The 26,687-nt window shown below is 71.4% G+C and carries 17 protein-coding genes; 4 read left to right on the top strand and 13 right to left on the bottom strand.

The window, feature by feature from the left end; all coding sequences use genetic code 11:
* From ACWKZU_RS17975 to ACWKZU_RS17955, 5 genes are all read right to left on the bottom strand, one after another.
* A partial coding sequence (locus tag ACWKZU_RS17975) for a metallophosphoesterase family protein (RefSeq protein WP_449283710.1) occupies positions 1 to 2,640 on the bottom strand: 2,640 nt, incomplete at its 3' end.
* Positions 2,641 to 2,695: 55 nt separating this feature from the next.
* The gene (phnE, locus tag ACWKZU_RS17970) at positions 2,696 to 3,544 is read right to left on the bottom strand and encodes a phosphonate ABC transporter, permease protein PhnE (RefSeq protein WP_449283709.1); all 849 of its coding nucleotides are present in this window, start codon (positions 3,542 to 3,544) and stop codon (positions 2,696 to 2,698) included.
* Positions 3,545 to 3,554: 10 nt separating this feature from the next.
* Positions 3,555 to 4,352 (bottom strand): phosphonate ABC transporter ATP-binding protein, encoded by a 798-nt coding sequence (locus tag ACWKZU_RS17965; protein ID WP_449283708.1) that lies wholly within the window; start codon positions 4,350 to 4,352, stop codon positions 3,555 to 3,557.
* Entirely contained in the window at positions 4,352 to 5,275 is a 924-nt protein-coding gene (locus tag ACWKZU_RS17960; protein ID WP_449283707.1) for a phosphate/phosphite/phosphonate ABC transporter substrate-binding protein, read from the bottom strand. The genes ACWKZU_RS17965 and ACWKZU_RS17960 overlap by 1 nt, the downstream gene beginning before the upstream one ends.
* A gap of 88 nt (positions 5,276 to 5,363) precedes the next feature.
* Complete coding sequence (locus ACWKZU_RS17955) at positions 5,364 to 6,497, bottom strand: TIGR03364 family FAD-dependent oxidoreductase (RefSeq protein WP_449283706.1); 1,134 nt, start codon at positions 6,495 to 6,497, stop codon at positions 5,364 to 5,366.
* A 164-nt stretch (positions 6,498 to 6,661) separates the two neighbouring features.
* Between ACWKZU_RS17955 and ACWKZU_RS17950 the strand changes: the two genes are divergently transcribed.
* A complete protein-coding gene (locus tag ACWKZU_RS17950) occupies positions 6,662 to 7,441 on the top strand; it encodes a GntR family transcriptional regulator (protein WP_449283705.1) in 780 nt (259 codons plus the stop codon).
* A gap of 407 nt (positions 7,442 to 7,848) precedes the next feature.
* Complete coding sequence (locus tag ACWKZU_RS17945) at positions 7,849 to 8,556, top strand: phosphonatase-like hydrolase (RefSeq protein ID WP_449283704.1); 708 nt, start codon at positions 7,849 to 7,851, stop codon at positions 8,554 to 8,556.
* Positions 8,557 to 8,699: 143 nt separating this feature from the next.
* Here ACWKZU_RS17945 and ACWKZU_RS17940 read toward each other — a convergent pair whose 3' ends face one another.
* From ACWKZU_RS17940 to ACWKZU_RS17930, 3 genes are all read right to left on the bottom strand, one after another.
* Positions 8,700 to 9,698 (bottom strand): hypothetical protein, encoded by a 999-nt coding sequence (locus ACWKZU_RS17940; protein ID WP_449283703.1) that lies wholly within the window; start codon positions 9,696 to 9,698, stop codon positions 8,700 to 8,702.
* A 374-nt stretch (positions 9,699 to 10,072) separates the two neighbouring features.
* Positions 10,073 to 10,768: an endonuclease/exonuclease/phosphatase family protein gene (locus ACWKZU_RS17935; protein ID WP_449283702.1), complete on the bottom strand. Its 696-nt coding sequence runs from the start codon at positions 10,766 to 10,768 to the stop codon at positions 10,073 to 10,075.
* 96 nt (positions 10,769 to 10,864) lie between these two features.
* The gene (locus ACWKZU_RS17930; protein ID WP_449283701.1) at positions 10,865 to 11,779 is read right to left on the bottom strand and encodes a LysR family transcriptional regulator; all 915 of its coding nucleotides are present in this window, start codon (positions 11,777 to 11,779) and stop codon (positions 10,865 to 10,867) included.
* Positions 11,780 to 12,138: 359 nt separating this feature from the next.
* Between ACWKZU_RS17930 and ACWKZU_RS17925 the strand changes: the two genes are divergently transcribed.
* Both ACWKZU_RS17925 and putP read left to right on the top strand, forming a co-directional pair.
* Positions 12,139 to 15,705 (top strand): proline dehydrogenase family protein, encoded by a 3,567-nt coding sequence (locus ACWKZU_RS17925; protein WP_449283700.1) that lies wholly within the window; start codon positions 12,139 to 12,141, stop codon positions 15,703 to 15,705.
* Positions 15,706 to 15,827: 122 nt separating this feature from the next.
* Positions 15,828 to 17,321, top strand: coding sequence for a sodium/proline symporter PutP (putP, locus tag ACWKZU_RS17920; RefSeq protein ID WP_449283699.1), 1,494 nt, complete (start codon positions 15,828 to 15,830; stop codon positions 17,319 to 17,321).
* Between the two features lie 230 nt (positions 17,322 to 17,551).
* On the opposite strand, the gene ACWKZU_RS17915 is transcribed toward putP, so the two are convergent.
* The 5 genes from ACWKZU_RS17915 to ACWKZU_RS17895 all read right to left on the bottom strand — a co-directional run bounded on the left by ACWKZU_RS17915 (position 17,552) and on the right by ACWKZU_RS17895 (position 26,535).
* A complete protein-coding gene (locus ACWKZU_RS17915; RefSeq protein ID WP_449283698.1) occupies positions 17,552 to 19,141 on the bottom strand; it encodes a DUF5684 domain-containing protein in 1,590 nt (529 codons plus the stop codon).
* Between the two features lie 115 nt (positions 19,142 to 19,256).
* A complete protein-coding gene (eccCa, locus tag ACWKZU_RS17910; RefSeq protein ID WP_449283697.1) occupies positions 19,257 to 23,243 on the bottom strand; it encodes a type VII secretion protein EccCa in 3,987 nt (1,328 codons plus the stop codon).
* 129 nt (positions 23,244 to 23,372) lie between these two features.
* The gene (locus tag ACWKZU_RS17905; RefSeq protein ID WP_449283696.1) at positions 23,373 to 24,686 is read right to left on the bottom strand and encodes a hypothetical protein; all 1,314 of its coding nucleotides are present in this window, start codon (positions 24,684 to 24,686) and stop codon (positions 23,373 to 23,375) included.
* The gene (locus ACWKZU_RS17900; RefSeq protein ID WP_449283695.1) at positions 24,683 to 26,173 is read right to left on the bottom strand and encodes a S8 family serine peptidase; all 1,491 of its coding nucleotides are present in this window, start codon (positions 26,171 to 26,173) and stop codon (positions 24,683 to 24,685) included. Before ACWKZU_RS17900 ends, ACWKZU_RS17905 begins: the two co-directional genes overlap by 4 nt.
* A complete protein-coding gene (locus ACWKZU_RS17895; RefSeq protein WP_449283694.1) occupies positions 26,167 to 26,535 on the bottom strand; it encodes a hypothetical protein in 369 nt (122 codons plus the stop codon). The genes ACWKZU_RS17900 and ACWKZU_RS17895 overlap by 7 nt, the downstream gene beginning before the upstream one ends.
* Positions 26,536 to 26,687: the final 152 nt, after the last annotated feature.

Here is a 26,687-nt window from a genome sequence, read left to right as displayed (position 1 = left end):
GTACACCCCGCCCGACGCATCGGTCTTCCTGATGCCCGTCGACAGACCCCGCTCCGCCATCCAATTGATCTCCCGCGAGAACTTCGCCGACCTCGACACATCACGGAACGGATCCTTCGCCGGCTGCGGATCCACCGGATCGACAGGATCCACCGGGTCCACCGGGTCCACCGGATCCACCGGGTCCACCGGGTCGACAGGATCCACCGGCTCCTCCGCCGGCAGCGCGATGTCGACGTGCTTGATCTCGCTCGGCTGAGCCTGTCCGTTGAAGCCGTAGACGGTTGCGCGCAGGCGATCCTCGTACAGCGAGATGCGCAGGCCCGCGGGATCGGCGCCGCCGATCCCGACCTCGCCCCAGTCGCCGCTCGGACCGTACTGCGTGGTCACGGCGGCCGTGTTGATCACGGTCGGCGCGTGGTCGGTGGTCGGCACGAAGCGCTGTTCGACGCTCCAGTCGTGCAGCAGCGGGCTCCAGTGGGTGTGGGAGCTCATGACGGTGACGTTGGGGTAGGCGGCCAGCAGGCGCTCCATGCGCTCCTGGTCATCGCCGAACTCGCGCTTGTACAGGTTCGCGTACGACCCCGACACCGAGTTCTCGAAGATGTGGTGCACGCTCAGCAGCACGGGCAGGCCCGCGTCGCGGTAGTGATCGAGGCGGTCGCGCAGCCAGTCGAACTGCTCGTCCCAGATCTCGACGAAGGGGCCGCTGCCGCCGTGGTACTCGTGGCGCTCGCTGCCGATCCAGAGCACGGGCAGCTTGCCGTCGACGACGACCTCCCCCCAGAGGCCCTTGTGGGGCGACTGCGACTCGGCGACGCCCAGGTCGCGCATGCCGGTGTAGTCGAGGAAGCGCTGGATGTAGGTCGCGGAGCCGTTGGAGCCGTAGAACTCGTGGTTGCCGATCGTGGAGATGCGCGTCTCGTAGTCGCCGCCCCCGCCCGCGTTGAACGCCGCGTAGTAGCTGTCGTACTGCGCCGGCGTGCCGTTGCTGGTGAGGTCGCCGTTCGAGATCACGACGTCGGCACGGCCTCCGGGCAGATTGCGGAAGCCCGGCAGCACCTGGTTCTGCAGCTTGGCGTTCGCTCCCTGCACATCGCTGAACACGTCGACGATCGCCTCCGGCGCGGCGTCCTCGGCGAGCGGTGCGAGCGGACGCACGATCTGCACGTCGTCGAGCATCCACGACCCCGCTCCGGCGGGTGCCTCGTAGGCGAACTCCACGGTCGCCGAGGCGGCCCCCTCGGGCACGGTGAAGGCGAGGCGTGGCTGCGCCGACTCCTCGTCCGCGGTGATGGTGCGCAGCACGACGGGATCGCCGCTGTCGAACCGCACGGCGACGGCGCCGCTATGCGCACCGCCGCCGCGCACGCGGAAGTGGCTGTCGAAGCGCAGCTCGAGCTCGTCGCCCGCCGTCACGGCGATCGGCGCGGAGGTCAGCGTGCCGGCGAAGGCGGCGTTCTTCGTCTCGGCGACGGCGATCACGCCCGAGGCGCGGGTGAAGGTGTGGCGGCGATCGAGTCCGTACGCGTCGATCACCTGCGGGCGGGTGATGAACTCCCAGCCGCCCTCCGCGGTCCACTGCTCGGCGGTGCCGTCGAAGCCGTTCCACCAGATCTGCGGCTCGGTCGACGAGGCGTGCCCCGGGATCTCGGCGAGCACCGTGACGGTCATCTCGACGGGGGTCACTCCGGTGCCCGCGATCCTCAGCGGCAGTGTGGCCTGCGCCTGATCGGCCGGCACGGCGACGTCGAACGACACGGTGCCCTCGGCGGTGGCGGCGGGTATCCCGGTCACCGGTGCGGCGGCGCCCCCCGAGCCGAGAGCGGCCTCGACCTGCTGTCCGGCGCGCAGGCCGCTCAGCGAGACGGTGGTGCTCGAGCCCGGAGTGACCACCGGCTTCTTGAGCGAGGTGATCGTGGGCGTGACGTCGGCGGGCGCCGCCTCCGCGATCGTCACGTTGTCCACCATCCAGAACCAGTTGTTGCTGGTCTTGATGTACTGCCAGCCGAACTGCACGTTCTGCGTGCCCGCGGGCAGGTCGATCGCGTAGTCGTGCGTCTGGTTCAGACGGTTCGTGTTGAACTGCTCGACCAGCACGGGATCGCCGCCGTCGATCTTGGCCACGAGCCTGGCCTCCTGCGGAGCCTGCCCCTGCTTGTAGTGGCTGTCGAACGCGACGCGCACCGCCTCGGCACCCGGGTCGACGGCGTAGGCCGGAGCCCACAGGGTCGAGTCCACCGGAGTGTAGGGGCCGCTCGTCGGCCGGTTGCCGTCGGAGTGCAGCACCGCGACGAGGCCCTGGGCCTTCGAGAACGAGCTGCGGTCGCCGCCGGACCCCCACGTCGAGACGACCTCGGCCGTCGTGTGGAACGTCCAGCCCTTCCAGCCGTCTCGCATGTCGCGGGTGTCGGAGCTCTCGACCGACCATCCCGCGGGCGCCTGGTCGGGGCCTGCGGCGGTCTCGAAGTCCTGCGTGTAGGGCGCCGCGACGGCCTGCGCCGGGGCGGCGAGTCCGGGGGCGACGAGCAGGCCGCAGGTGAGCGCGATCAGCGCTCCCCCGGCGACGCCGCGGACGGCGACCGGCCGGCCGGCACGAGCGGCCCGCCGCTCGGAGCGGTGGAGTGAGTCTTGCGACATGGGTGCGTGTTCTCCCTGTGATGTGGTGTGGTGTGACGTGGCGTGGAAGGGGTGGTTACTGCAGGCGCTTGCGGATCCAGGCGGAGGCGAGATCGACCGCCACGATCACCACGAGGATGATGATGAGGTAGGTCAGCATCTCGTCGAACTGGAAGGTCTTGATGGCCTTGTTGATGAGCAGGCCGATGCCGCCGGCGCCCACGAGACCCAGTACGAGCGAGGAGCGCACGTTGACGTCGAAGCGGTAGAGCAGCAGGCCGGTGAGCTGCGGCAGAACGGTCGGGATCGTGGCGTTCGCCACCACCTGCCAGCGGCTCGCGCCGGCGGTGCGCAGCGCCTGCTCGGGGCCGGGATCGATGTCCTCCATCGCCTCCGACCAGAGCTTCCCCATCACGCCGGTGTTGTGGCAGATGAGCGCGAGCACCCCGGCGAACGGTCCGAGGCCCACCGCGGTCACGAAGATGAGCGCGAACACGATGTCGGGCACGGCCCGGAAGAAGGAGAGGATGCCGCGGGCGATCTGGTAGACGAGGCCGTTCGGGGTGGTGGTGCGGGCGCCGAGCACCGCGAGCAGCAGTGCGAACGGCACCGACACGGTCGTGCCGAGCAGACCGATCCAGAGCGTCGTGAGCGCGCCCTCGATGCCCTTCTGCAGAACGTCTGCGCTGAGGTCCGGCGGGAACGCCTCGGACATGAAGTTGAACATGCCCTTGGCTCCGGTGACGAGCGCGTCGGGCTTGAAGTCGGTGGCCTGGAAGGCCAGCAGGTGCAGCACGAGCAGCACCGCGATGATCACCGACCACGAGCCCGCCCGATAGGGCGCGCGCGGGTCTCGGGGAACGGGGAGGAGGTGCTGCGTGCGCTTCGAGTAGTCGGAGCGCACGCGGGTGGGTGCGTCGGTCACGGGCGGATCCTCACAGGTACAGGGACGCCAGTTCGACGTCGTCGATCTCATCGGTCGGGGCGTCGAAGACGAGGTTGCCCCCGCGCAGGCCGATGACCCGGTGCGCGTAGGCGCGGGCGAGGTGCGGCTGGTGCAGCACCGCCGCGACGCCGAGGCCCTCCTCGACCGCGAGTTCGTGGAGCAGACGCATCACGTCGTCGGCGGCCTTGGGGTCGAGCGCCGACACGGGCTCGTCGGCGAGGATCATGCGCGGCCGCTGGCAGAGCGCCCGCGCGATCGCGACGCGCTGCTGCTGCCCGCCCGAGAGGCTGCCGGCGCGGTCGTGCGCGCGATCCGCCAGCCCCACGCGGTCGAGACACGCCATGGCCTCCTCCTTCAGCTCCCGCGGGAAGAGCGGCGGCAGCGAGCGCCAGTCCGGCAGCCGCGAGAAGCCGCCGGCGCAGACGTTCTGCAGCACCGTGCGGCGCTGCACCAGGTAGATCTTCTGGAACACGGTCGCGGCGGTGCGCCTGGCCTCGGCGCGCCGCTGCGAGCTGGCCTCGCCCAGGCGCACGCCGGCGATCACGATGTCGCCGGAGTCCGCCTCGGTGAGACCGTTCACCGCGCGCAGGGTGGTCGACTTGCCGGAGCCGTTGGCTCCGAGGAAGGCGACCACCTCGCCGGCGTGCACGCGCATGCTCATGTCCTTGAGCACGACGCGATCGCCGAAGCTCTTGGAGATGGCCTGCACGTCGAGCAGCACCTCGCGCTCGGGGGCGGGGGTGCGCGAGGCCGGAGCGAGGTCCCCGCGCGCGGTGACGGCGCTCATCAGACGTCTGCCTCGGTGAGGCCCATGGTGGTGGCCAGGTCGAAGAGCGGCTGGTAGGTGTCGTTCGTCACGGGGATCAGGGGCCCGGCGGGGTCGACGCCGAGGAATCCGCTGACCTCCTCGACCGCGGCTGCGTCGAGGCTGAGCAGCGCCTCCGAGACCGCGTCCTGGAACTCCTGCGGCAGGTTGCCGCGAACGGTGATCGGGTCGTTCGGGATGTCCTCGGACTCCCAGATCTGGCGGAACTGCGACTCGTCGAACGTGCCCTCCGCCGTCGCGGTGGCGAGGGTCTGCGAGTTGATCTGAGCGGCGTCGACGGTGCCGTTGACGAGCGCGAGCAGCGCCTCCGGGTGTCCGCCCGCGTAGTCCCACTGCACGTCGCCGTCGATGCCGGCGTCGACGAGCGCGGACATGGGCAGGGCGTCGCCCGAGGTCGAGCCGGGGCTGCCGAGCGCGAGGGTGCGGCCCGTCAGGTCCTCGAGCGTCTGGATGTCGGAGTCCTTCGGCACCCAGATGCCGCCGGTGTAGGTGGTGGGCTTGCCGTCGGCGTCGCCGAACGACACCATCGCGGTGGCATCGGCGCGCTGGTTCGCGAACACGAAGCCGAGCGGGCCGAACTGGGCGATCTCGAGCTGGTCGTTCTCCATCGCGAGCACCTCGGCGGCGTAGTCCTCGGTGATGCTCACCTCGACGGGGCAGTCGAGCTTCTCGGAGAGGGCTTCGGCGAGCACCTGGTAGGCGGGCTCGAGACGCTCGGGATCCTCGTACGGCAGGATCCCGAAGCGGATCTTGCCGTCGGGGCAGGTCACCGCGTCACCCGAGGCGGCCGAGGCCGAGTTCTCCTTGGGGGTGCTCGAGCAGGCGGCGAGGCCGAGTCCGAGGAGGGCGATGGCCGAGGCGGCCAGGACGGTGTTCTTCTGCATGGTTCTCCTTGGGTGGGGTGCGGGGTGCATCCTGGTCGTCCTGCGCGAAGTCGCAGGATCTCAGCGGGACGCGGGGATGAGATGGATTTCAGAGGGAGGCGATGGTGCGGGCCCCGAGTGCGAGGCCCACGGTCATGCCGGTGCCGGTGGTCACCGAGACCGCGGTGACTCCGGGGATCGGGAGCGCCTGCAGGATGTCCTGCGTGCGGCTCGTGGCGTACAGTCCCTGCCAGCGCTCGAGCACCTCGAGCGCCGGGGCGCCGAGCACGGCGGCGACCTCGTCGAGCAGGATCCGGAACCAGCGCTCGTCGAGGAACGGGGGTGCCGCGTCGTGGGCGGCATGCGAGTCGCCGACGAGGAGCGTGCCATCGGGCTGCTGGGTGAGCATGACGTTGGCGTCGATCTCGAGCAGCTCGGGGCGCGCGGCGCTCAGCTCGGCGCGGAGCGCCTCGGCGGCCGGCCCGGCGAAGGCGCCGTACCGCAGCATCGAGGTGCCCGTCAGCACGGCCGGTCCGAGGCCCATCGCGTGCGGGGCGCGAACTCGGGCCATCTGGAGCGCGCACTCGCGAACCTCGCCGCGCTCGGCGAGCCCGGGGAGGAGCCGGCCGAGCAGATGTCCCGCGGCCACGATGACGTGATCGGCCTCGACACGGCCTCGACTGGTATCGACAACTCCGGTGCCGACGGCGTGCACCGCGGTCGAGAAGCGCACCTCACCGCGCTCGTGGGCGTGCACCCAGGCGGCGATGCGGGCCGCGGCGGTGCGGGGATTCGCCGTGACGTCCCGGGGCATGATCACACCCGCCCGCGGCCGGACCGCGGCAGTCGCGGCGGCGTCGAGGTGCAGCAGCGATCCGACCTCCGCGCCGGTCACGAGGTGGGCGCCCTCGGGCGGGCGCTCGTCCATGAGCTCCTGCAGCACCGCCTCCTCGGCCGGCGTGCGCGCGACCGCGAGGGTGCCGGACCGCCTGGCCTCGACCCCGGCGCGCTCCACGAGCGACAGCCAGATCGGCAGGGACTCGCGCGCCAGCTCGCCCAGCTCGCCCGCCTGCACCGATGCGCCCACGTGACCGAAGTTGCGCACGCTCGAGAGCACGGCGGCCGCGTCCTGCTCGAGCACGGTGACGCGGTAGCCGGCGTCGAGCGCGGCGACGGCGTGCGCCAGGCCGATGATGCCCGCGCCGACGATGGCGATGCGCGGGGCGTGGTCGTGTGAGGTCATGCATCGATAGTGCGGCCCGAAAAGTAGTCATAACAACTTTTGCCGAGGCTGTTCTTCGAGCGTTCATCGACCGCACGATCCGGCTTCGGAAACGTCACCGATCGTTCACCCTCCGGTCATCGGCGAGCATTTCAACTAGTCATGACAACTTATAAGCTTGCCCCATGAACGAGAACTCGCCCCTCCACGCCCAGCTGTACGAGGAGATGGTGCAGCGCATCCGCACCGGCGTCTGGCAGCCCGGCGACCGCGTGCCGAGCGAGAAGTCCCTGGTCGCCGAGTTCGGCACCTCGCGCGGACCCGTACGGCAGGCGCTCGCCGCGCTGCGGTCCGAGGGCATGATCATCGGCGGGCGAGGCGCTCCGCCCCGCGTGCAGCGCACGGCGCCGGCCCAGTCGTTCGACACGTTCATGTCGTTCACCGAGTGGGCGCGGGATCTCGGCATGCAGCCCGGACAGCGGGTGATCGAGGCCAGCCGGCGGCCGGCGACCGAGGAGATCGCCCGCGAACTGCAGATCGCACCCGACACCGCGGTGGTCGAGATCATCCGGCTGCGGCTGCTCGACGACAAGCCGGCCATGCTCGAGCGGTCCCTCTTCCCCTACGAGATCGGCAGGCATCTCATCACCGCCGATCTCGACAACGGCAGCATCTACCAGACGCTGTGCCAGTCGGGGGTCGTGCCGGTGCGGGCGCGGCACGTGATCGACGCGATCGCCGCGCACCCACTCGAGGTCGAGCAGATGCACATCGCGCCCGGCTCACCGCTGCTGCGCGTGCGGCGGCTCGCCTACAACGAGACGGGAACGGTCATCGAGAGCGCCGACGACCGCTACCTGCCCTCGATGGCCACCTTCGTCGTCGAGAACAGCGCCGAGCATCGGATCCCGCTCACCCGCCAGGCCGCGAACGCCACCGCCGACCTCTTCGAGCGCAGCGCCTGATCCGCCGTCCGGTGGTCGATCGAACGGGCGCGGATCGGTCGGACGCCGGCGCGCCGATGACCGCGCAGGGTCCGCGTCGGCGCTCCCGTACCGGCACCCGGCATCACCGCCATCGGCACCCGGCATCGGCACCGGCACTGGCACCGTACGAGCCGAGATCCCGCCGCCCGCCGACTGAGCGAGCAGAGCCCCGCTCTCCCCGCCCCGCCCTCCGACTGAACGAGCAGGGTCCGACATCTCCCACCGGTCGCGCGAGTCGGAGTCGTTCTCGCACCACGGGACCCGATCCCGCGATCCTCGCCTCCTGCTCCGACTCCCCCCCCTCCACCCCGACCCGCCCCCTCCACTCCGACCCGCCCCCTCCACTCCGACCCGCCCCTCCACTCCCGACCCCCTAGGAGCACCACATGATCACCCTCGCCGTCTTCGACATGGCCGGCACCACCATCGACGACGGCGGAGCCGTCTACCAGGCGCTGCGGCGCGCGGTCGAGGAGACCGGCGTCGCCGTCTCCCCCGCCGATCTGCAGACCTGGATGGGCACCGAGAAGCGCGCGGCCATCACCGCGCTCATCGAGCTCGGCGGCGGCGATCCGACCCCGGCGGGCAAGGTCGACGCGGCCTTCGAGCGCTTCCGCGCGATCCTCGACGAGCTCTACACCGCGGAGCCCCCGACCCCCATCGACGGCGTGCCCGAGGCCATCGCGGCCCTGCGCGCCTCGGGTGCGAAGGTGGCGCTCACGACCGGCTTCTCGGTCGACGTGGCCGAGCGGATCCTCGACCGGCTGGGCTGGGTCGTGGGAGAGGGATCCGCGCCGGCCGCCGCCGTGCGGGTCGACGCACTCGTCTGCGGCGACGAGGTCGCCGCAGGACGCCCCGCGCCCTACATGATCCACCGCGCCATGGAGCGCACCGGCACGCTCTCCGTCTCCGAGGTGCTCGTGGCCGGAGACACCGCGGTCGACGTGCAGGCGGGAGCGCACTCGGGCGCCGCGATCACCATCGGCGTGCTCTCGGGCAAGCTCGCCCGGGACGCGTTCGAGGGGCAGCCCTGCACGGAGCTGCTGGGGTCGGTCGCCGAGGTCCCGGCCTACCTCGCGGGCCGCGGCGCGTAGCCCGGGCCCACCCCTCCCTCTCCACCGAAACCGAGCCCATTATTCGAGCACGAGCAATCCAGCGAGGATAATCCGTGCAGCCTGGAGCAATCGGCTCGGTTTCGGGAGGCGGCAGGACCGAGTACGATCCGAGCCACACGGGCTCAGCTCAGCCCGGGCACGTCGAGACCGAAGCGGCGGAGCACCCGGCCGAATCTCCGAGCCGTCGGGATCGCACTCCATCCCCACCTCACGACGTCCTTCCTCGTGATCCCCTTCACCTGCACCTCGCGCTCCCGCTCGTCGAGCAGCACCTGCTCGAGCGTCCGCCCGCGCATGTACCGCTGGTCGGTGTACTTCACCGCGCCATCCATCTCGCCGAACGTCCGCTGTCCGAGGAAATCGAAGTCCATCCAGAAGTTCTCGCCGTCCAGGCCCGACACGTGCGCCTGGATCTCGTGGGGCACCCGCAGCCGCACCAGCTGCAACCGGCTCACGCTCTCGGCGACGGAGTCGGGGCGGGGATCCGCGATCCCCAGCACTCGGCGCGCCGCAGCGACTCCCCGCATGCCCCGCATGGTGTCGAGCAGGTGGAACTGCTCCTCCTTCCAGGCCTCGATGTCGTCGAGGCCGCCGCTGCGCCGCGCGCCGAACATCATGCGGAGTCCGGCATCCGCGCATCCGATCGCGGCCTCCGCGGTCGCCCACCGCGCGAGATCCAGAATCGTGCGCGTCGGCGAGGTGACGTGCAGGCCTTCGACGACGCAGACGTCGTCCTCGCGGAGATCGCCGACGTGCCGCAGCACCGTCGCCGAACTCCTCCCGGGCATCGCGCGAGCGGTGAGCACGTGCACCCGCTCCGCCGGGTCCCGGCGGAGCCCGTAGATCGGGAGACCCCAGACCACCGCGGCGGAGAAATGCGAGAAGACCGGCGCCCCTGCTCGGGACAGCTCCGAGACCCCGAGAGTCCTCGCGAGCAGCTGCTGGTCGAGCCGCATCGAGTTCCAGGCCCGGGCATCGATGTAGCACCCGCGCACCACTCGCACCGCGGCCCCCTGCGAGACCGCGGCGCGCAACTCCCGATCGCTCCACTCCCCGCCGAGCAGACGCCGCCTGAGCCACAACTGCCCGCGGGTGGTCCGTATGCGTTCCCGATGATCCATCGGGCAAGCGTGCCGCGAAAGCGTGCCGTGCGGCGAGCGCAGAACCGCGAATGTGGATAGGTCGTGATCGGGGCGGCGGACTCTCGCCCTGTGGGCGGAGCGCGAAGGGTGCCCGTCCTCACTCGCTCCTCACTCGCTCCTCGATCGCTCCTCGATCGCTCCTCCCGCCGAAATCGATGCCGTTGTTCGAAACCCACCGAGTTGTCGGCGCTGGAGGGCTCCGGCTCGCGCAATCGGCTCGGTTTCGGGCGAATGGGCGGGACAGGCGCACGGCTTGCAGGGCGCGCGGGCAGGTGCGAAGCCGGCGCAGGTGCGCTCCGGCGCGGGCGCGGCGCGCTCCGGCGCGCGCAGGCGCAGGCGGTGCGGCGAAGCCCCTACGCGGGGACGGGGACGAGCGTGTCCGCGCGCAGCGAGGCCGAGACGAGGATCGGCAGGTGGTCGGAGAGACCGCGCTCGAGCGTCTCCACCCGATTGATGTCGAGACCCGACGAGGTCGCGAAGTCGAAGTGCCCGCGGAACATCTTGTAGCGGGTGTAGGTGCGCTTGTCGCTCAGGCTGAGCTCGTACCCGTGATCCCGCATCTCGGTGTCGAGCCGGCCCTTGAACACCGGGTAGTTGTAGTCGCCGACCATGAGGGCGGGCAGCGCGGGGCCGAGCTGCCGGAGCGCGGCGAGCGCCGTGTGGATCTGGTACCGGCGCAGCGAGTTGAGCGCGGTCAGCGGGGCCGCGTGAAAGGAGGCGACGACGAGGTCGCGCTCCGTCTCGAGATCGTGCAGGCGGGCGCCGAGCAGGCGCTCGTGCGCCGGCGCGAGGAGGCGGTCGTGCAGCGACTTCTTCAGCTGGAAGGTGTGCGCCGAGCGGGTGCGGAACCGCTCCTCGCGCACATACATCGCGAGGCCCAGTCGGTTGCGCTCGGTCGCGTGCACCAGCGACATGTGGCCGAGGTGCGCGGGCAGCGCGACCGCTTCGGCCTCCTGCAGGCAGAGCACGTCGACCTCGTGATCATCGGCGAGGGCGCCGATCTCCGCGACGGCTCGGTTCTTGCGCAGGTTGTAGCTGACGACCTTCATACTCGCGCCCCCTTCTTCGGGTTCCTGCCGGGCTCCCGACGGCATCCACTCTACCTCCGCGGATCTGAATGTCACCCGAACCGCAGCTGCTGAATGTCACCCGAATCGCAGCTCCGCGGCCTCCGCGGCGAGCGCCTCACGCACGGCCGCCAGCGCCGGGTGCGAACCGCGCGACGAGCGCGCGGCCGTGAAGATGCTGCGGTGCGGATCCTCCGGCAGCGGGAGCAGTCGCACGCCCGCCGCGGCGCCCACGTGCACGAGGCCGGGGAGCAGGGAGACCGCGTTGCCCGACTCGATGAGCCGCAGGTGCGCCTGCAGGTCGGCGGTCTCGAAGCGCACGTCCGGCTCGAAGCCCGCGCTGCGGCAGGCCTGCTCGGCCCAGTGCCGGGTGGCGGCCCCGTGCGGCTCCATGACCCACGGCAGCTCGGCGAGGTCCGGCAGCTCCCGCGCCCGGTCGAACCGGGCATCCCCCGAACCGAGCGGAGGCAGTCCCAGCCGGATGGGATCCTGTGTGAGCGGCTCGCGGTCCAGGCCGGTGAAGTGCGGGGTCGAGTGCCCCGGATACTGCTCCGCCACCACGAGGTCGAAGCCCCGCGCCCACGTCTCGAGCAGCGCCGCCCCCGGCTCGTACTGCACCACCTCGACCCGCAGCACCGGATAGCGCTCGCGCAGACGCCGCAGCGCACCCGGCATGATGGCGAGCACTGCGGTCTGGAACGCTGCCACGCGCACCGTGCCCGCCACTTCGGCGCGGGCGCGGTGCAGCGCCGACTCCGCCCGCTCGAGCGCCGCGAGCAGCTCCTCGGTCTCGCCCACGAGCACCTCCCCCGCAGCGGTGAGCTCGAGGGTGCGACCGGTCTTGCGCAGCAGGGGCACGCCGGCCTCGCGCTCCAGCACCGCGAGCTGCTGCGACACGGCCGAAGGGCTGTAGTTGAGCGCCTCGGCCACCGCGGCGACGGTGCCTCGCGCGTGCAGCTCCCACAGCAGCCGCAGCCGCTTCACATCGAGCATCGGTCGCCGCTCCTCTCTCGGTCCCGGGTCGTCCGGCGGCGGATCCCGGCTCGCGCCGCCCCGCTCGCGCCGCCCGCTCGGCGGCGGGGACTCCGCTCGGTCGATCGGCCAAACGGGCTCCGCCAGCCAGACCGCCCACCCGAACCACAGATCGGGCGGACCCCGCCCGTCGATCCCCGGAGGAACAGCTTCCGCCGCGCCGACGGACAATCATTCAGTTTTACTTCACTTTATCCTACAAAAAGCATTGCTTTACTTCATGCTCTCGAAGACGCACACTGGCCTCAACGTCACGTCCCCTCCCGCTCGGCGCATCGTCGAGCCGCCCCGACGCCCCGCGTCATCGAGAAAGGTCATCAGTGAGCCATCACGCAGGCACCGCCGCCCGCCCCCAGGACCTCGCCGAGGAGGCGATCCAGCTCGTGCAGCGCTGGCTGCGCGAGGCCGCGCAGTTCCCCGCCGATCCCTCGGCGGAGCGCCTCGCCGGCGTGCTGCGCGATCCCGACGGCCTCGACTTCACGGTCGGATTCGTCGACGGAGTGGTGCGCCCCGAGGATCTGGGCGCCGCGGCCAAGAAGCTCAACGAGCTCACCCCGCTCACCCCGAAGTTCCTGCCCGGCGCCATGCGGGGCGCGATCGGCCTGGGCGGCGCCCTCGCCAAGCCGCTGCCCGGCGTGGTCGTGCCGATCGCCCGCAGGGTGCTGCGGCAGATGGTGAGCCACCTCATCATCGACGCCAGCGACGCCAAGCTGGGCCCCGCGATCAAGAAGATCAAGCGCGACGGCGTGCGCCTCAACATCAACCTGCTCGGCGAGGCGATCCTCGGCGAGCACGAGGCCGAGCGGCGTCTCGCCGGCACGCACAAGCTGCTGGCCCGCGACGACGTCGACTACGTCTCCATCAAGGTGTCCTCGACCGTGGCGCCCCACAACCACTGGGCCTTCGACGAGGCCGTGGCGCACATCGAGGAGCAGCTGGTGCCGCTCTTCGAGCGCGCGAACGCCGCCTCCCCGAAGAAGTTCATCAACCTCGACATGGAGGAGTACAAGGACCTCGATCTCACCATCGCGGTCTTCAAGCGCATCCTCGAGCGCCCCGCGTTCGCCGGGCTCGAGGCCGGCATCGTGCTGCAGGCGTACCTGCCCGACGCGCTCGGCGCCATGATCGACCTGCAGGAGTGGGCGGCGAAGCGCGTCGCCGTCGGCGGCGCGCCCATCAAGGTGCGCATCGTGAAGGGCGCGAACCTGCCGATGGAGCACGTGGACGCCGCGATCCACGGCTGGCCGGTGGCCACCTGGGGCACCAAGCAGGACTCGGACACGAGCTACAAGGCCGTCATCGACTACGCGCTCACCCCCGAGCGGGTGAAGAACGTGCGCATCGGCGTGGCCGGCCACAACCTCTTCGACGTGGCCCTCGCCTGGCTGCTCGCGAAGGCCCGCGGGGCGGTGGCGGGCATCGAGTTCGAGATGCTGCTCGGCATGGCCACCGGCCAGGCCGAGGCCGTGAAGCGCGAGGTCGGCTCCCTGCTGCTCTACACCCCCGTGGTGCACCCGCAGGAGTTCGACGTGGCGATCGCCTACCTGATCCGCCGCCTCGAGGAGGGCGCGAGCCAGGAGAACTTCATGTCGGCCGTGTTCGAGCTGAACGACGACCCGGCCCTGTTCGAGCGCGAGAAGCAGCGCTTCCTCGCCTCGCTCGACGACCTCGACGGTATCACCGGCGACGGCTCGGTCGAGTCGTACGCGGTGCCCGGGGCGAATCGGGATCAGGATCGCCGGCACTACGACGAGCCGGGCGCCGAGGCGCGCGTCGAGGCCCGCGTGGCGGCCGGCCGCCGCGGCGAGTTCGAGAACGCCCCCGACACCGATCCCGACCTGCCCGGCAACCGCGCCTGGGGCCGCGGGATCGCGAGCCGCATGGTCGGCTCCCGGCTCGGCGCGGAACTCGTCGCCTCGTCGCTCATCGGCGATGAGGCGACGCTGAACGCGGTCGTCGAGCGCGGGATCGCGGCCGCCGACGGCTGGCAGGCGCTCTCTGCCTGCGAGCGCGCCCGCATCCTCTACCGCGCCGGTGAGCGGCTCGAGGCCAAGCGCGCCGAGCTGCTCGAGGTGATGGGCTCCGAGTGCGGCAAGACGCTGGATCAGGGCGACCCCGAGGTCTCCGAGGCGATCGACTTCGCGAACTACTACGCCATGCTGGGTCAGCTGCTCGACCAGGTGGACGGCGCCGAGTTCCAGCCGCAGAGGCTGATCGCCGTGATCCCGCCGTGGAACTTCCCCGTCGCGATCCCCGCCGGCGGCGTGCTCTCGGCGCTCGCCGCGGGATCCTCGGTGATCATCAAGCCCGCCGCCAGCTCGGCACGCTCGGGCGCCGTGATGGTCGAGGCGCTGTGGGAGGCGGGGGTGCCTCGCGAGGTGCTGCAGTTCGTGCAGTTCGACGAGCGCGAGCTCGGCGCGAAGCTGGTGGGCGATCCCCGCGTGGACCGGCTCATCCTCACGGGCGCGTACGAGACCGCCGTGAAGTTCCGGGAGTTCCGGCGCGACCTGCCGATCCTCGCCGAGACGAGCGGCAAGAACGCCATCATCGTGACCCCGAACGCCGACCTCGACCTCGCGGCCAAGGACGTGGCGCTGTCGGCCTTCGGCCACGCGGGCCAGAAGTGCTCGGCGGCCTCGCTCGTGATCCTCGTCGGCTCGGTCGCCACCTCGAAGCGGTTCCGCGGCCAGCTGCTCGACGCCGTGCGCTCGCTCAAGGTGGGCACGCCCGAGCACCTCGAGACCCAGATGGGCACGATCATCAACGCGCCCGCCGGCAAGCTGCTGCGCGGCCTCACCACGCTCGGCCCGGGCGAGGAGTGGCTGATCGAGCCCGCGCCCCTCGAGAGCGACAGCCCGCTGGCGCGCGACGCGGACGGGCAGGCCAAACTCTGGAGCCCCGGCGTGCGCGACGGCGTCGAGCGCGGCTCCGAGTACCACCTCACCGAGTACTTCGGGCCGATCCTCGGCATCATGACCGCGAAGACCCTCGACGAGGCCATCGACATGGTCAACGAGATCGACTACGGCCTCACGAGCGGCCTGCACTCCCTCGACCGCGACGACCTGGCCCTGTGGCTGCGGCGCGTCGAGGCCGGCAACCTCTACGTCAACCGCGGCATCACGGGTGCGATCGTGCGCCGCCAGTCGTTCGGCGGCTGGAAGAAGTCCGCGATCGGCGCCGGCACCAAGGCCGGCGGCCCCAACTACCTGCACGGCCTCGGCGACTGGGTGGACGCCCCCGTCGCGGGCGAGCTGCGGGCGCCCCGCCCCCGGGTGGCCCCGCTGCTCACGGCGGCCCAGCAGGCCGGCGTGGCGGGTGCCGAGCTCGACTGGCTGCGCGCGGCGTTCGGCAGCGACGCCGCAGCCTGGGACGACGAGTTCGGGATCGCGCGCGACGCCTCCCGGCTCGGCGTCGAGCGCAACCTGCTGCGCTACCTGCCCGTGCCGGTCACGATCCGGATCGCCGCCGACGCCCCGCTGCACCGGGCCGTGCGCGCGATCGGCGCGGGACTCGCGGCGGGATCGACACCCGTCGTGAGCACCCCGCTCGCGCTGCCGCAGCCCGTGCTCTCGGCACTCGCCGCGGCCGGTGTGGACGTGCACTTCGAGGACGCCGCCGCCTGGGCCGCCCGCGTGCAGCGGCTCGCGGCCCAGCAGGGTCCGCGGGCGGGCGCCCGCATCCGCGTGGTCGCCGGCGCGTCGCGCGCGGCGGAGACGGCCGCGGTGCTCGAGGCCTCGTCCGGCAAGCCAGACATCGCGCTCTACGGCGGCGAGGTTGTGTCCGCCGGCCGGGTGGAGATGCTGCCGCACCTGCACGAGCAGGCGGTCTCCATCACCGCTCACCGCTTCGGCACCCTGAATCAGCTCTCCGAGGGGCTGATCTAACCCCGGAACCGATCGACCGGCCCGGCGAGAGCCCGCGGCCGGTCGATCTGTGTCAGGGTGGATGTGACCGCACCCTCGCACTCCGACTTTCCGAACGATCTCCCGAAAGAAAAGAGACGACGATGTCCGATCAGGTATTCCTCTACATCGCCCTCGGGCTGTACTTCGCGCTGATGCTGTTCATCGGCTACATGGCCTTCCGCAGGACGAGCGACCACGAGGGGTATATGCTCGCCGGCCGCGGTCTGCCGCCCTGGGTCGCGGCGCTCAGCGCGGGCGCCTCCGACATGTCGGGCTGGCTGATCATGGGCCTGCCCGGCGCGATCTACGCCACGGGCCTCATCGAGGGGTGGATCGCCGTCGGCCTGCTCATCGGCGCCTATCTCAACTGGCGGATCGTCGCTCCCCGCCTGCGCGCCTACACGGAGGTCTCGCGCAACTCCATCACGATCCCGAGCTTCTTCGAGAACCGCCTGCGCGACCGTTCGCGCCTGCTGCGCACCATCTCGAGCATCGTGATCCTCGTGTTCTTCACCCTCTACGCCTCCTCCGGCATGGTGGCGGGCGGCATCTTCTACGAGAGCGCCTTCGGCGGCGAGTACCTGCTCGGCATGCTGATCGTCACGGGCGTCACGCTCGCCTACACGCTGTTCGGCGGGTTCCTGGGGGCCTCGCTCACCGACGTGGTGCAGGGACTCATGATGGTCACCGCGCTGATCGTCGTGCCCGTCGTGGCGATCATCAACATCGGCGGCTTCGGCGAGACGGCGAGCCTCGTCGAGACGGTCGGCGCCGGCAACCTCTCGCTCCTCGGCCCCGCCGAGCTGAGCACGGGCGCCGCCGCGCTGATCATCGTCTCCGGACTGGCCTGGGGCCTCGGCTACTTCGGGCAGCCGCACATCATCGTGCGCTTCATGGCGCTGCGCAGCTCGCGCGACGCGGCGAGCGCACGACGCATCGGCACCAGCTGGCAGTTCCTGTCGCTGCTCGGCGCCGTGAGCGCCGGCCTCATCGGCATCGCCTACTTCGACAAGTTCGGCGGCGCGCCGCAGAACCCGGAGACCGTGGTGCTGCTGATGTCGCAGACGCTGCTCCACCCGCTCGTCTCGGGCTTCGTGCTGGCATCCGTGCTCGCCGCGATCATGAGCACGCTGTCGAGCCAGCTCATCGTCTGCTCCTCGGCCCTGGTCGAGGACATCTACCGCGCGGTGAAGAAGCCGGCTCCGAGCGAGCGGACGCTCGTGATCCTCGGCCGCGTCGGCGTGCTCGTCATCACGGTCATCGCGGCCCTGCTCGCCCTCAGCCCGAACGACAGCATCCTCGGCCTCGTGTCGTTCGCGTGGGCCGGCTTCGGCGCCGCGTTCGGCCCGATCGTGCTGCTGAGCCTCTACTGGCGCAGGCTCACCAACTGGGGTGCCCTGGCCGGCATGGTCGCCGGGGCCGCCTCCGTGTTCATCTGGAAGGCCTTCGACACCGGCCTCTACGAGCTGCTGCCGGCCTTCGTCATCGCGATGACCGTCGCGGTCGTCGTGAGCCTCCTCACCTACCGCCCCAACGAGGAGATCGAGCAGGAGTTCGCCGACACCGGCGCGATGATCGCCGTCGGCAAGCGCTGACCCGACACCTGCGCTCCCGCCCCTCTGTTCCCCACCCCCTTCGCGCGCCAGTAGTTGCCGGCAAATCTCGGTTTTGCCGGCAACTACTGGCGCGCGAAGGTGTCTCGCGGGGTAGGGGCGGGTGGATCCTGCGACTCGCTGCGCTCGCGCAGGACGACGGGGTGGGCGCTGCGCTCGCGCAGCACGACCGGACGGGAGCCGCACTCGCCGCGGCCGCACGGGAGCGACGATCAGCCGATTCGGCGCAGCCGCACCTCGAGCGTGCCGATGACCAGCTGCTCGATCACCTCGTACTCGCGCCCGGCCTCGAGCAGCACCTTCTCGCCGTTCTCGTCGACGAGCGCGACGCCGTTGGTCGACTGCAGGTCCTCGATGGTCCAGTCCTCGCCGTTGCGCCGCATGCGCGCGTGGGTCTTCGACATAGTGCGCGTGGGATCGACGATCTGCAGCGGCTGCGCGTCGCCCACCGGCTGGGGCTTGCGGCCCACCACGACGTCGTCTCCGACCAGTTCCAGCACCTCGCCGTCGGGCAGCTCGAGCCCCCACCGGGTGCGGCGCTGCACGACCACCGTGTGGTCCTCGAGGTCCTCCGCTCCGGCCGGAGGCGCTACCGCGGGAGCCGGAACCTGGGCCGGGGCGGGCTCGAATCGTGGCGGCACCGGAGCGCTCGACACGTCCGGATCGGGTGCGGGGGTCGGCGGCGGCACGGCCGGCGAACCGGGCTGCGGCGCGTCGAAGATGGTGGGCCCGGATGCCGGGCGCTCGGGGAAGGCCTCCCGCTCGGGCTCGGGCGACGGCGCCTCGGGCAGGACCGCGGGCACCGGCGGCGCGGGCGGCACGGGTGCCGCCGCCGGGGCGGGCTCGGGCGCCGACGGCACCGGTTCGTTCGTCACGCGGGTCTCCTCGACCGCCGGCCACGAGAACGGCCGCTGCAGGTCGCCGGCGCCCAGCGGCTGGTGGGGACGAGAGGGAGACTCCTCGGCCGCGAGCCGCGCGAAATCACCCTCGGTCGTGTTGCTGAATCCCCACTCGTTGCCGGCGGCCGGAGCGGGGGGCTCCCCCGCCGGCCGAGCCGCCGTCGACGCCGGCTGGGCCCAGGGATCCTGTACCGCTGGTGCCGGCTGCTGCCACGGGTCCTGCGGCTGCTGCCGGGGATCCTGCGGCTGCGCCCAGGGATCCTGGATCGGCGCGCCGACCGCCTGCGATGCGGGCTCCGGAGCGCGCTGCTGCCACTCGGCCCCGGGAGCCGCCGGCTGGGGCGCCCCCGGCCACTGCGGGTCGAGGCCGGCGGGCGCGCCTGTCTGGGAGAAACCGGGCTGAGCGGCTCCGGGGTGTCCCCCGCCGCCGTTCACGGGGGCAGCGACCGTCTCGGGCGATCCTCCCCACCCGTATGCCGGCGATGCCTGCGGATAGCCGCCGCCGTACCCCGCGCCGTACGTCTGCCCGTCTGCGATATACGAGGCCAGCAGCATCGCCCACAGCGGAGGCAGCAACGCGCCCAGCACGGTGAATCCCGCGCCCTTGCCGTGCTCCACGTTGATGCGGTGGATCGCGATGATCGACACGATCAGCACCACGACGCCGAGCCCCGGGACGAGGCCGAGCAGCACGAGCCAGCCGGGCAGCCCTCCCCGCTGGATCAGCTGCCACTGGTTCCAGACCGGGATCCATCCCCACGCCGAGGGCAGCCCGATCCGCGGGAACAGCCTGGAGAGCGCCCAGAGATACCAGACGTAGAACGCGAGGCCGATCACCGACCAGATCCCGAGCACGACCCACAGGCCCGCGCTCAACGCGGTCGTCGATGTCCCGTAGTCCATGAATCCCTCACTTCCGTGACGTCTGCTCGAGCTCTCGAAGCCGCCGAGCAACGCTGTTTCGCCTCTGCAAGCGTACCGGTGCGGGACGCATTCGAGAATCCCCGCTCGGCGACGGTCACGGCGCCGATTCGTGCGACGCCGGCACGTAGCCGAGCTGCACGATCTGGTGTCCCCTCGCGCGCGAGATCACCTGCCCCCTGCCCGGGGCGCTCGGGATCGCCTTCACCTTGCCGATCAGCTGCCCCTCCTCGGGGCTGCCGCTCAGCAGCACTCCGGTCACGCCGAGGTCGGTCATGCCCTGCAGGATGGGGTCGTAGGCCGCGCGCGACGCGCCGCCCGAACGACGGGTCACGAACACGTGCAGGCCGACGTCTCCCGCTTGCGCGAGCAGCTGGGCGAGCGGCGCGGCGGGATTGCCCTGCTGGGTCGCGACGAGGTCGTAGTCGTCGATCATGATGAACCCCTCCGCACCGGTCCACCAGTTGCGCGCTCGGAGCTGCTCGGCGGTCACCTCGGGACCCGGCAGCCGCCCGCGGAAGAACTCCACGAGCTGATTCACCGCCGCTGCGGCCTGGTCCGCCGTGGTGAGGTACGCGCCGAGATAGTCCTCGGGGATCTCCCCCAGATGGGCCCGCCGGTAGTCGATCATGAAGATGCGGGCGTCGCCCGGCTCGTAGCGGCGGGCGATCTCGTGGGTGAGACCGCGCAGCATCGACGACTTGCCCGATCCCGAGTCCCCGTACAGGAACAGGTGCTGTTCCCGCGCGGGATCGAAGCCCACCGGCGCGAGCTCGTCCTCGTCGATGCCGAGCAGCAGCTGATCGGGATCGGCGGCCGGGTGGGCTCGGAGCTCCTCGATGCTCAGGTGCTCCGGCAGCAGCCGCAGCTTCGGGCCGGGCTCCCGCTGCCAGGCGCTGCTGATCTTCGCGACCAGGTCCTCGACGCCGTCGACGAGGGTGTCGGCGGCCGTGTCGCCGTCGATCCTGGGCAGCGCCGTGAGCATCTGCAGACCCGCGGCGTCGAGCCCCCGGCCGGGCAGCGCGGTGACGTTCGCGGCCGCACGGCGATTGATCTCGGAGTCCGACGGATCGCCCAGGCGGAGCTCGATCCGGCCTCCCAGCAGGTCCTTGATATTGGGGCGGATGTCGAGCCAGCGGCTGGCCGTGAGCACCACGTGCACGCCGAAGCTCAGACCGCGCGCCGCGATCTGCTGGATCGCCGGCTCGAGGGTCTCGTAGTCGTTGCGCAGCGTCGCCCAGCCGTCGACGACGAGGAAGATGTCGCCGTAGCCGTCGTCGACCAGCCCCTGCTGGCGCCGCGTGCGATAGGTGTCGATCGAGTCGATGCCGTGCTCGCGGAAGAAGGCCTCGCGCGCGTTGAGCAGCGAGGAGACCTCGGCCACGGTGCGGCGGATCACCTCGGGTTCGCCTCGGGTGGCGAGCCCCGCGAGGTGCGGCAGATCCCGCAGCCCGGCGAAGCTGCCGCCGAAGTCGATGACGAAGCACTGCACCTCGTTCGGCGTGTGCGTGAGCGCGAGTGCCGAGACCAGCGTGCGGGCCGCCGTGCTCTTCCCCGCGAGCGGGGCGCCCACGATGGCGACGTGTCCCGCGGCCCCGGAGAGATCCAGGGAGAGGATGTCGCGGCGCTGGTAGAGCGGCACATCGATGATGCCCACGGGCACCGTGAGGCGGCGGCCCTCGCGCCAGCGCGGCGCGTGCAGCCCCAGCTCGTAGCTGACCGCGAGCTTGCCCAGCAGCTGGTCGAGCGTGGCGGGCTCCTCCAGCGGCGGCAGCCACACCTGGTGCGCCGCGGGCCCCAGTCCCGCCATGCTCGCGACGGCGAGCTCGAACGTGCTGCGGGTCTCGGCGGGCTGCTTCGCCGCGAGCTCGGCTGCGCGGCGCGCGGCCGCGGCTTCGGCCTCCGCGGCATCGGCCACGGGATCCGCCAGCTGCTGCGAGGCCGCGGTGAACGGCACGATCCGTGCCGCCCCGGCGCCCGCTCCGTCGGTATCGGGCGTCGCCGACACCCGGCGCGCCGGGGGCGGCCCCGAGACGTAGGCCGCTCGGAACTGCGTGAGGTTCGTGTCGCTGCCCACCTTGAGCAGTCCGCCGCCGGGCTCCTGCGGCAGGTGGTAGGCGTCGGGCACCCCGATCACCGTGCGCGATTCGGCCGCCGAGAAGGTGCGCAGCCCGATGCGGTAGGACAGGTGCGTGTCGAGCCCCTTGAGCCGCGACTCCTCGAGTCGCTGCGACGCGAGCAGCAGGTGCACGTGCAGCGAGCGGCCCAGCCGGCCGATGGCCACGAACGACTCGATGAACTCGGGCTTCGCGCTCAACAGCTCCGAGAACTCGTCGGCGACGATGAGGAGGGCGGGCAGCGGCGCGAGATCGTCGCGGCCGTTCTTGCGCGCCTTCTCGTACTCGCCCACGTTCACGAAGTTGCCGGCCGAGCGCAGCAGCTCCTGCCGGCGCACCATCTCGCCCTGCAGCGCGTCCTGCATGCGGTCGACGAGACTGATCTCCTCGCCCAGGTTGGTGATGATCGCCGAGACGTGCGGCATATCGGCCATGCCGGCGAAGGTCGCCCCGCCCTTGAAGTCGACGAGCACGAAGTTGAGCTGCTCGGGCGAGTGGGTGAGTGCGAGCGAGAGCACCAGCGTGCGCAGCACCTCGGATTTGCCGGAGCCGGTGGCGCCGATGATGAGGCCGTGCGGGCCCATGCCCTGCGACGCCGACTCCTTGAGGTCGAGGATCAGCGGCGCGCCGGTCGTGTCCTGGCCGATCGGCACGCGCAGCCGATCGCGCTCCGGCAGGTATCGCCACTCGTGGGACAGGTCGAGGTCGCGCACGTCGGGCATGTCGAGCAGTTCGAGGAGCTCCTGCTGGCGCTTGCCGGTGCGCGCGACTGAGCCGCTGCCGCTGCCCTCGCGATGCAGCGGGGCGAGCCGCCTCGCGACGGCTTCGGCCTCGACGACGCTCATGGCGTCGGGGGTGATCGCCTGATGCCGGGTGCGGCCCTCTGCCACCTCCGCGGTGCCGTCGCCGATGTGGATGCGCGCGACGCCCGGATCGTCGTTGTCGTCCCAGGTGGTCGGGAGGTCGAGCACGGTCACACCCTGCAGCCCCCCGGCGAACACCGGATCCCCGGGAGGTACGTCGGCGCCGTCGACGACCACGAGGATGTGCGGCGTCTCCGCGCTCGAGGCGTCGCGGGAGAATCGGGGACGCTCGCGCAGATCGGCGGGCATCATGCGCAGCAGCGTGGTGGGATCGGATCCGATCATGCGCGCCGGGCCCAGCGCATCGCGCAGTCGCGCCGACTGGGTGTGCGGCAGCCACTTCGCCCACTCCCAGTGGGGCAGCGCGTCCGGGCTCGCCGCGATCACGATCTGCAGTTCGTCCGGGCTCTGCAGCGCGGCGAGGTGGGAGACCATGCCGCGGGCGAGGCCGCGGATGCGATCGAGCTGTTCGCCGATGAGCTGCACGTTGCGGTAGTGCGAGATCCGCAGGTAGGTGGGGAGGTCCGGCTGGGTCTCGTGTGTGACGAGGAATCGGTGGGCCGCGGTCGTCGCCACGGGATCGAGGTCGGCGATGGGCGGCAGCTCGGGTGCCGTGAGCGTGAGGCAGAGCGGCTGCTCGCACGTTCCGATGCGCACCGTCAGGTGGTCGTCGGCTCCGGGATCGCGCTCCCACACGCGCGTGCCGTCCTCGACGAGGTAGCTCAGCGTCTCGGGTGCGGGGTATCGCCAGTTGCGCTCGCGGCGCTGCGCCTTGGCTGCCGTGCGCACGGTCTTGCGCAGCTCGGTCAGGTAGGCGAGGTACTCGCGGCGCGAGCTGAGGATCGAGGCCTGGCGGGTCGCGCGCTGCCGCCAGCCGTTGACGAAGACGAAGCCGAGAGCCGAGATGAGGAACATGCCGCCCGTGATCCAGCCTGTCGGCCCGGCGTTGCTGACCGAGACCATGATGATCGCCCCGACGCTGCCGAGCATGGGCAGCATCGAGGTGAGCACACTGCTGCCGCCGTCGGACGGCTCGATCTCGGGGGGCGCCTGCAGCACGACGTTCCCCGAGGGCACCCGCGGTGGTGCAAGGCGGCTGCTCACTCTGCGCACTCCCTAGCGTCGGTCGATCGGCTGTTCCGGATGGTCACTGGCAGCTTAGCCGTTGCGCTCCCCGTTTCACGGCGAGCCGCCGACCCGGTCGCACCGGGCCTCCGCCGCTTGCCGCGCGCGTCACAGCTCGGGTTCCTCGCGGCTTCCGGCGCGCGAGGCCCGAGCCGCCGGACCGAGATCGTCTTCGTCGTCGAGCTTGGGGGCGAGGTATCCGCCGAGGCCCGGTTTGCGCGACTTCTTCTCGCTGCCGCCCGCGCCCGCGGCACCCATCATCATGCCGCCCGGCCGGGCCCCGCCTCGCGCGCCGGATCCCGATGCGCTCGAGCCCGAACCCCCTGCACCGCCCGCGCCGGCCGCAGCGGCCGCGCCGCGCAGCCCGCCGCCGGCTGATCCGAGACCCGCGATCCCGGAGGCGCCGGCTCCACCGACTCCCGCGGCGCCTCCGCCGAGACCCGCGAGCTTCGCGCCGGCAGCCAGGCCGACCGCTCCGAGGCCCGCGGCGCCGAGACCGCTGCGGACGGTCGACCCGTCGAGCCCGCTGTCCACGCTGGGGCGACGGCCGGGCCAGTCGCCCGGACCACCGCCGGGGTTGCCGCCGGGGCCGTCGTTCCCGCCGGGCCAGTCGTCGCCGCCCGGATCGCGGGGACCGTCCGGCGGCTCCGGATGATCGTTCGGCCGGTCGACGCCGGAGTCGTCGCCGCCGGAGTCGTCGCCGCCGGAACCGTCGTCGCCCGGCCCGCGGGGGTCGGGAAGCGGCGGCCGATCCCAGACCGACGGCCCGCCGGGGCCGCCGACGGGCCCACCGGGACCGCCCGGGCCGGTGCCCCGCGGCACCTCGAACGGCGGCACGGGTTCCGTGGTTCCGTCGCCGTTGGGGAGCGGGTCGTACTCGACCGAGAGTGCCTGCAGCTTCGCCGCCTCGTCGTCGATCACCTGCTGCATCGCAGCGAGTGCCTTGCCGGCCGCTTCCTCTCGCCCGGCCCCGAGGAAGTTCGACAGGTCCTCGGTTCCCTGGTTCAGATCGATCGTGCCGAACAGCGGCACCTCGACGGTCCTGCCCTGGTTCACCGCGTCGTGCACCCAGGACGGCACCACGCCGCTGGGAAGCTCGGAGAGCAGTCGCTGCGCCTCGGCTCTGCGCACGGTGTTCGCGCAGGACGCTGCGCAGCTGGTCTCGCTCATCCCGGTGATCAGAGCCTGCGCCTGGTTGAGCACACCCCTGAACTTCCCCAGATTGCTGCGGTGCACCCGCAGTCGCGAGAGTGCGAGCTCCGAGGCGTCCCCCGACCACTTGTCGGGAAGCGCAGCGATGACCTCATCCAGCTTCCGCTGCACCCCGTCGACGGCGGAGATCAGCCGTCCGAGGTTGTCGATCCGCCAGTCCTCCCCGAAGGCGAGCTCCTCCAACAGCCGTTCGTTCGATGTCTCGCTCATCTCGAGCCCTCCGTCCAGTTCGTCTCAACAGGGTGCGGGGCCGGTCGAGACCGGCGCGAGCGCACGAGCACAACCGGGATCACGATCCCGGCGGCGAGCACTCCGAGCAGCAGTACTCCACCGAGAATCCAGAAGACCGGTGCCGCGCTCGGCGCTCCGCCCGGCGTCGAGCGCTCCGCGCCCGAGTCTGTCTCCCCGCTCTGCGGCCACACGTCGTCCGCGGAAGGGCCGGCCGACCAGAGGCAGCTCTCGAGGCTGGCCGTGGCCTCGCTCGGAGCTCCCGCCCCGCATCGCGGATCGTCGCCGCTCATGACGAACAGGGGGTTCTCATCGGGGAACTGGCCGGGGTCGAGTTCGAGCATCGCACTCGGGTTGATGATGCCGTACCCGTACTGCTCGCTCACCCACTCGGGCTCGGTGACCTCTCCGTTCCCGGTCGTACGGACCATGGACTGCAGCACCTGGAACGCCGTGGCCTCCGGGTAGCGCTCCATGCCGAGCGCGATCGTGCCCGCCACCAGCGGGGTCGCGAGCGACGTTCCGGATCCGTATCCGGGTTGCCAGGCGCCGTCGCCCGACGGCGTGAGCATCTGATAGGCCGGACCCGCGAAAGCCAGATTCCTCAGCCCTCTCGTCTCCTGTTCGAGACCTGAGCTCCCGTCGACGCCCCGGATGACATTGCCCTCGTTGTCGACGCCGCCGACGCCGACGGTGCCGTTCATCACCCCGGGCATCAGCTCCAGGACATCATCGACACCGGCGTCAGGATTCAGCGTTCCCGCGACGAGGGGCACCCCTGCCCGCATCGCCTGGATGCCCACCGGGTACCAGGACATGCCGTTCCACACCGACGACACGGAGGACACGCTGACGATGTCGGCCCCGTCTTCGATCGCTTGCCGCGCCGCTAGCGCCGGGGGGAAGGATATCGAGGCCTCGGCCTCGTCGTACGAGGCGCTGCCGTTCGCCGTCGCCGCGAGATCCCGCTCGTACTCCTGGGCCACCGGGTTGTAGGCCTCGCAATCCCACTCGCCATTCGAAGCGGGCGTTCCATCCGCCGCGTAGAACAAGATCTTCGCGTCGGGGACGATGCCGCGCGTCCCGAGACCACCGTCGGCGGCCGTCCCGTTGCCCACCAGCATCGCGACCACGTTCGTTCCGTGCGCTCGCTCCGAGTCGTCGGTTGTCGCCGGGAGCTCCTCACCTGTCTCCCGGTTCCTGCAGAACTGGCCGCGCACCTCGATGTCCGCCCCCTCCAGTTCCGGGGCGTCGAGATTGATCGCGTCATCGACCACCGCGATCGTGATGCCCTTCCCCGACAGGCCCTGCGCGCGGATCTCGTCGAACTTCAGGCGCTCGGCGTACCAGAGCCCGGATTCCCGCTGCTCCGAGTCGAGCACCGCGTGCGCGGGGAGCGCCGCGCCGAGCACGATCCCGAGCGCGACGAATCCCGCCCCCAGCAGCGCCCACGGGCGTCGCCCTACCACGAAGTCTTCCCTCCACCGGTGCTCGAGGGTCCGCTCGCCGGCCCGGCAGGAGAGGTGTCGGCAGGAATCTCCATCTGCCGCAGGGCGGACGCGATCTCCTCGTCCAGTTCGTGCAGCTCTTCGATGATCCCGGCGGATGCCTCGCAGTCCGCCTGGATCTCGCGCAATTGGCGGGAGAAGTCCGCGAAGAACGCCAGGCCGGCCGTCCTCATCTGACTGCGGTAGGCGCGACCCGCAGCCGCGTCGGTCCCGCTCACGACCTGCATGTCGGACTCGGACGGCGTCCCCGGATCATACGACCGCAGAGCCCGAACCTCGTCGCCCGCATCGCTGCTCGCACCGATGCGCTTGCCTCCAGCCATCAGTACCGATCCCCTCTCGATTCCCGGGAACACCCCTCCGGGCCGTTCCTCAGTCCTTCGCCGTGCTCGTCGCGCACAGCCGGCAATGACGAAGACGCCGGGCCTCGCGGGTGAACCGCGGCCCGACGCGCCTCATCGGTGCGGTGGTGTGT

This window comes from Leucobacter sp., assembly GCF_053528595.1.
The sequence above is the reverse complement of the archived record's forward strand: the minus strand, read 5'-3'. Positions and strand labels throughout refer to the sequence as shown.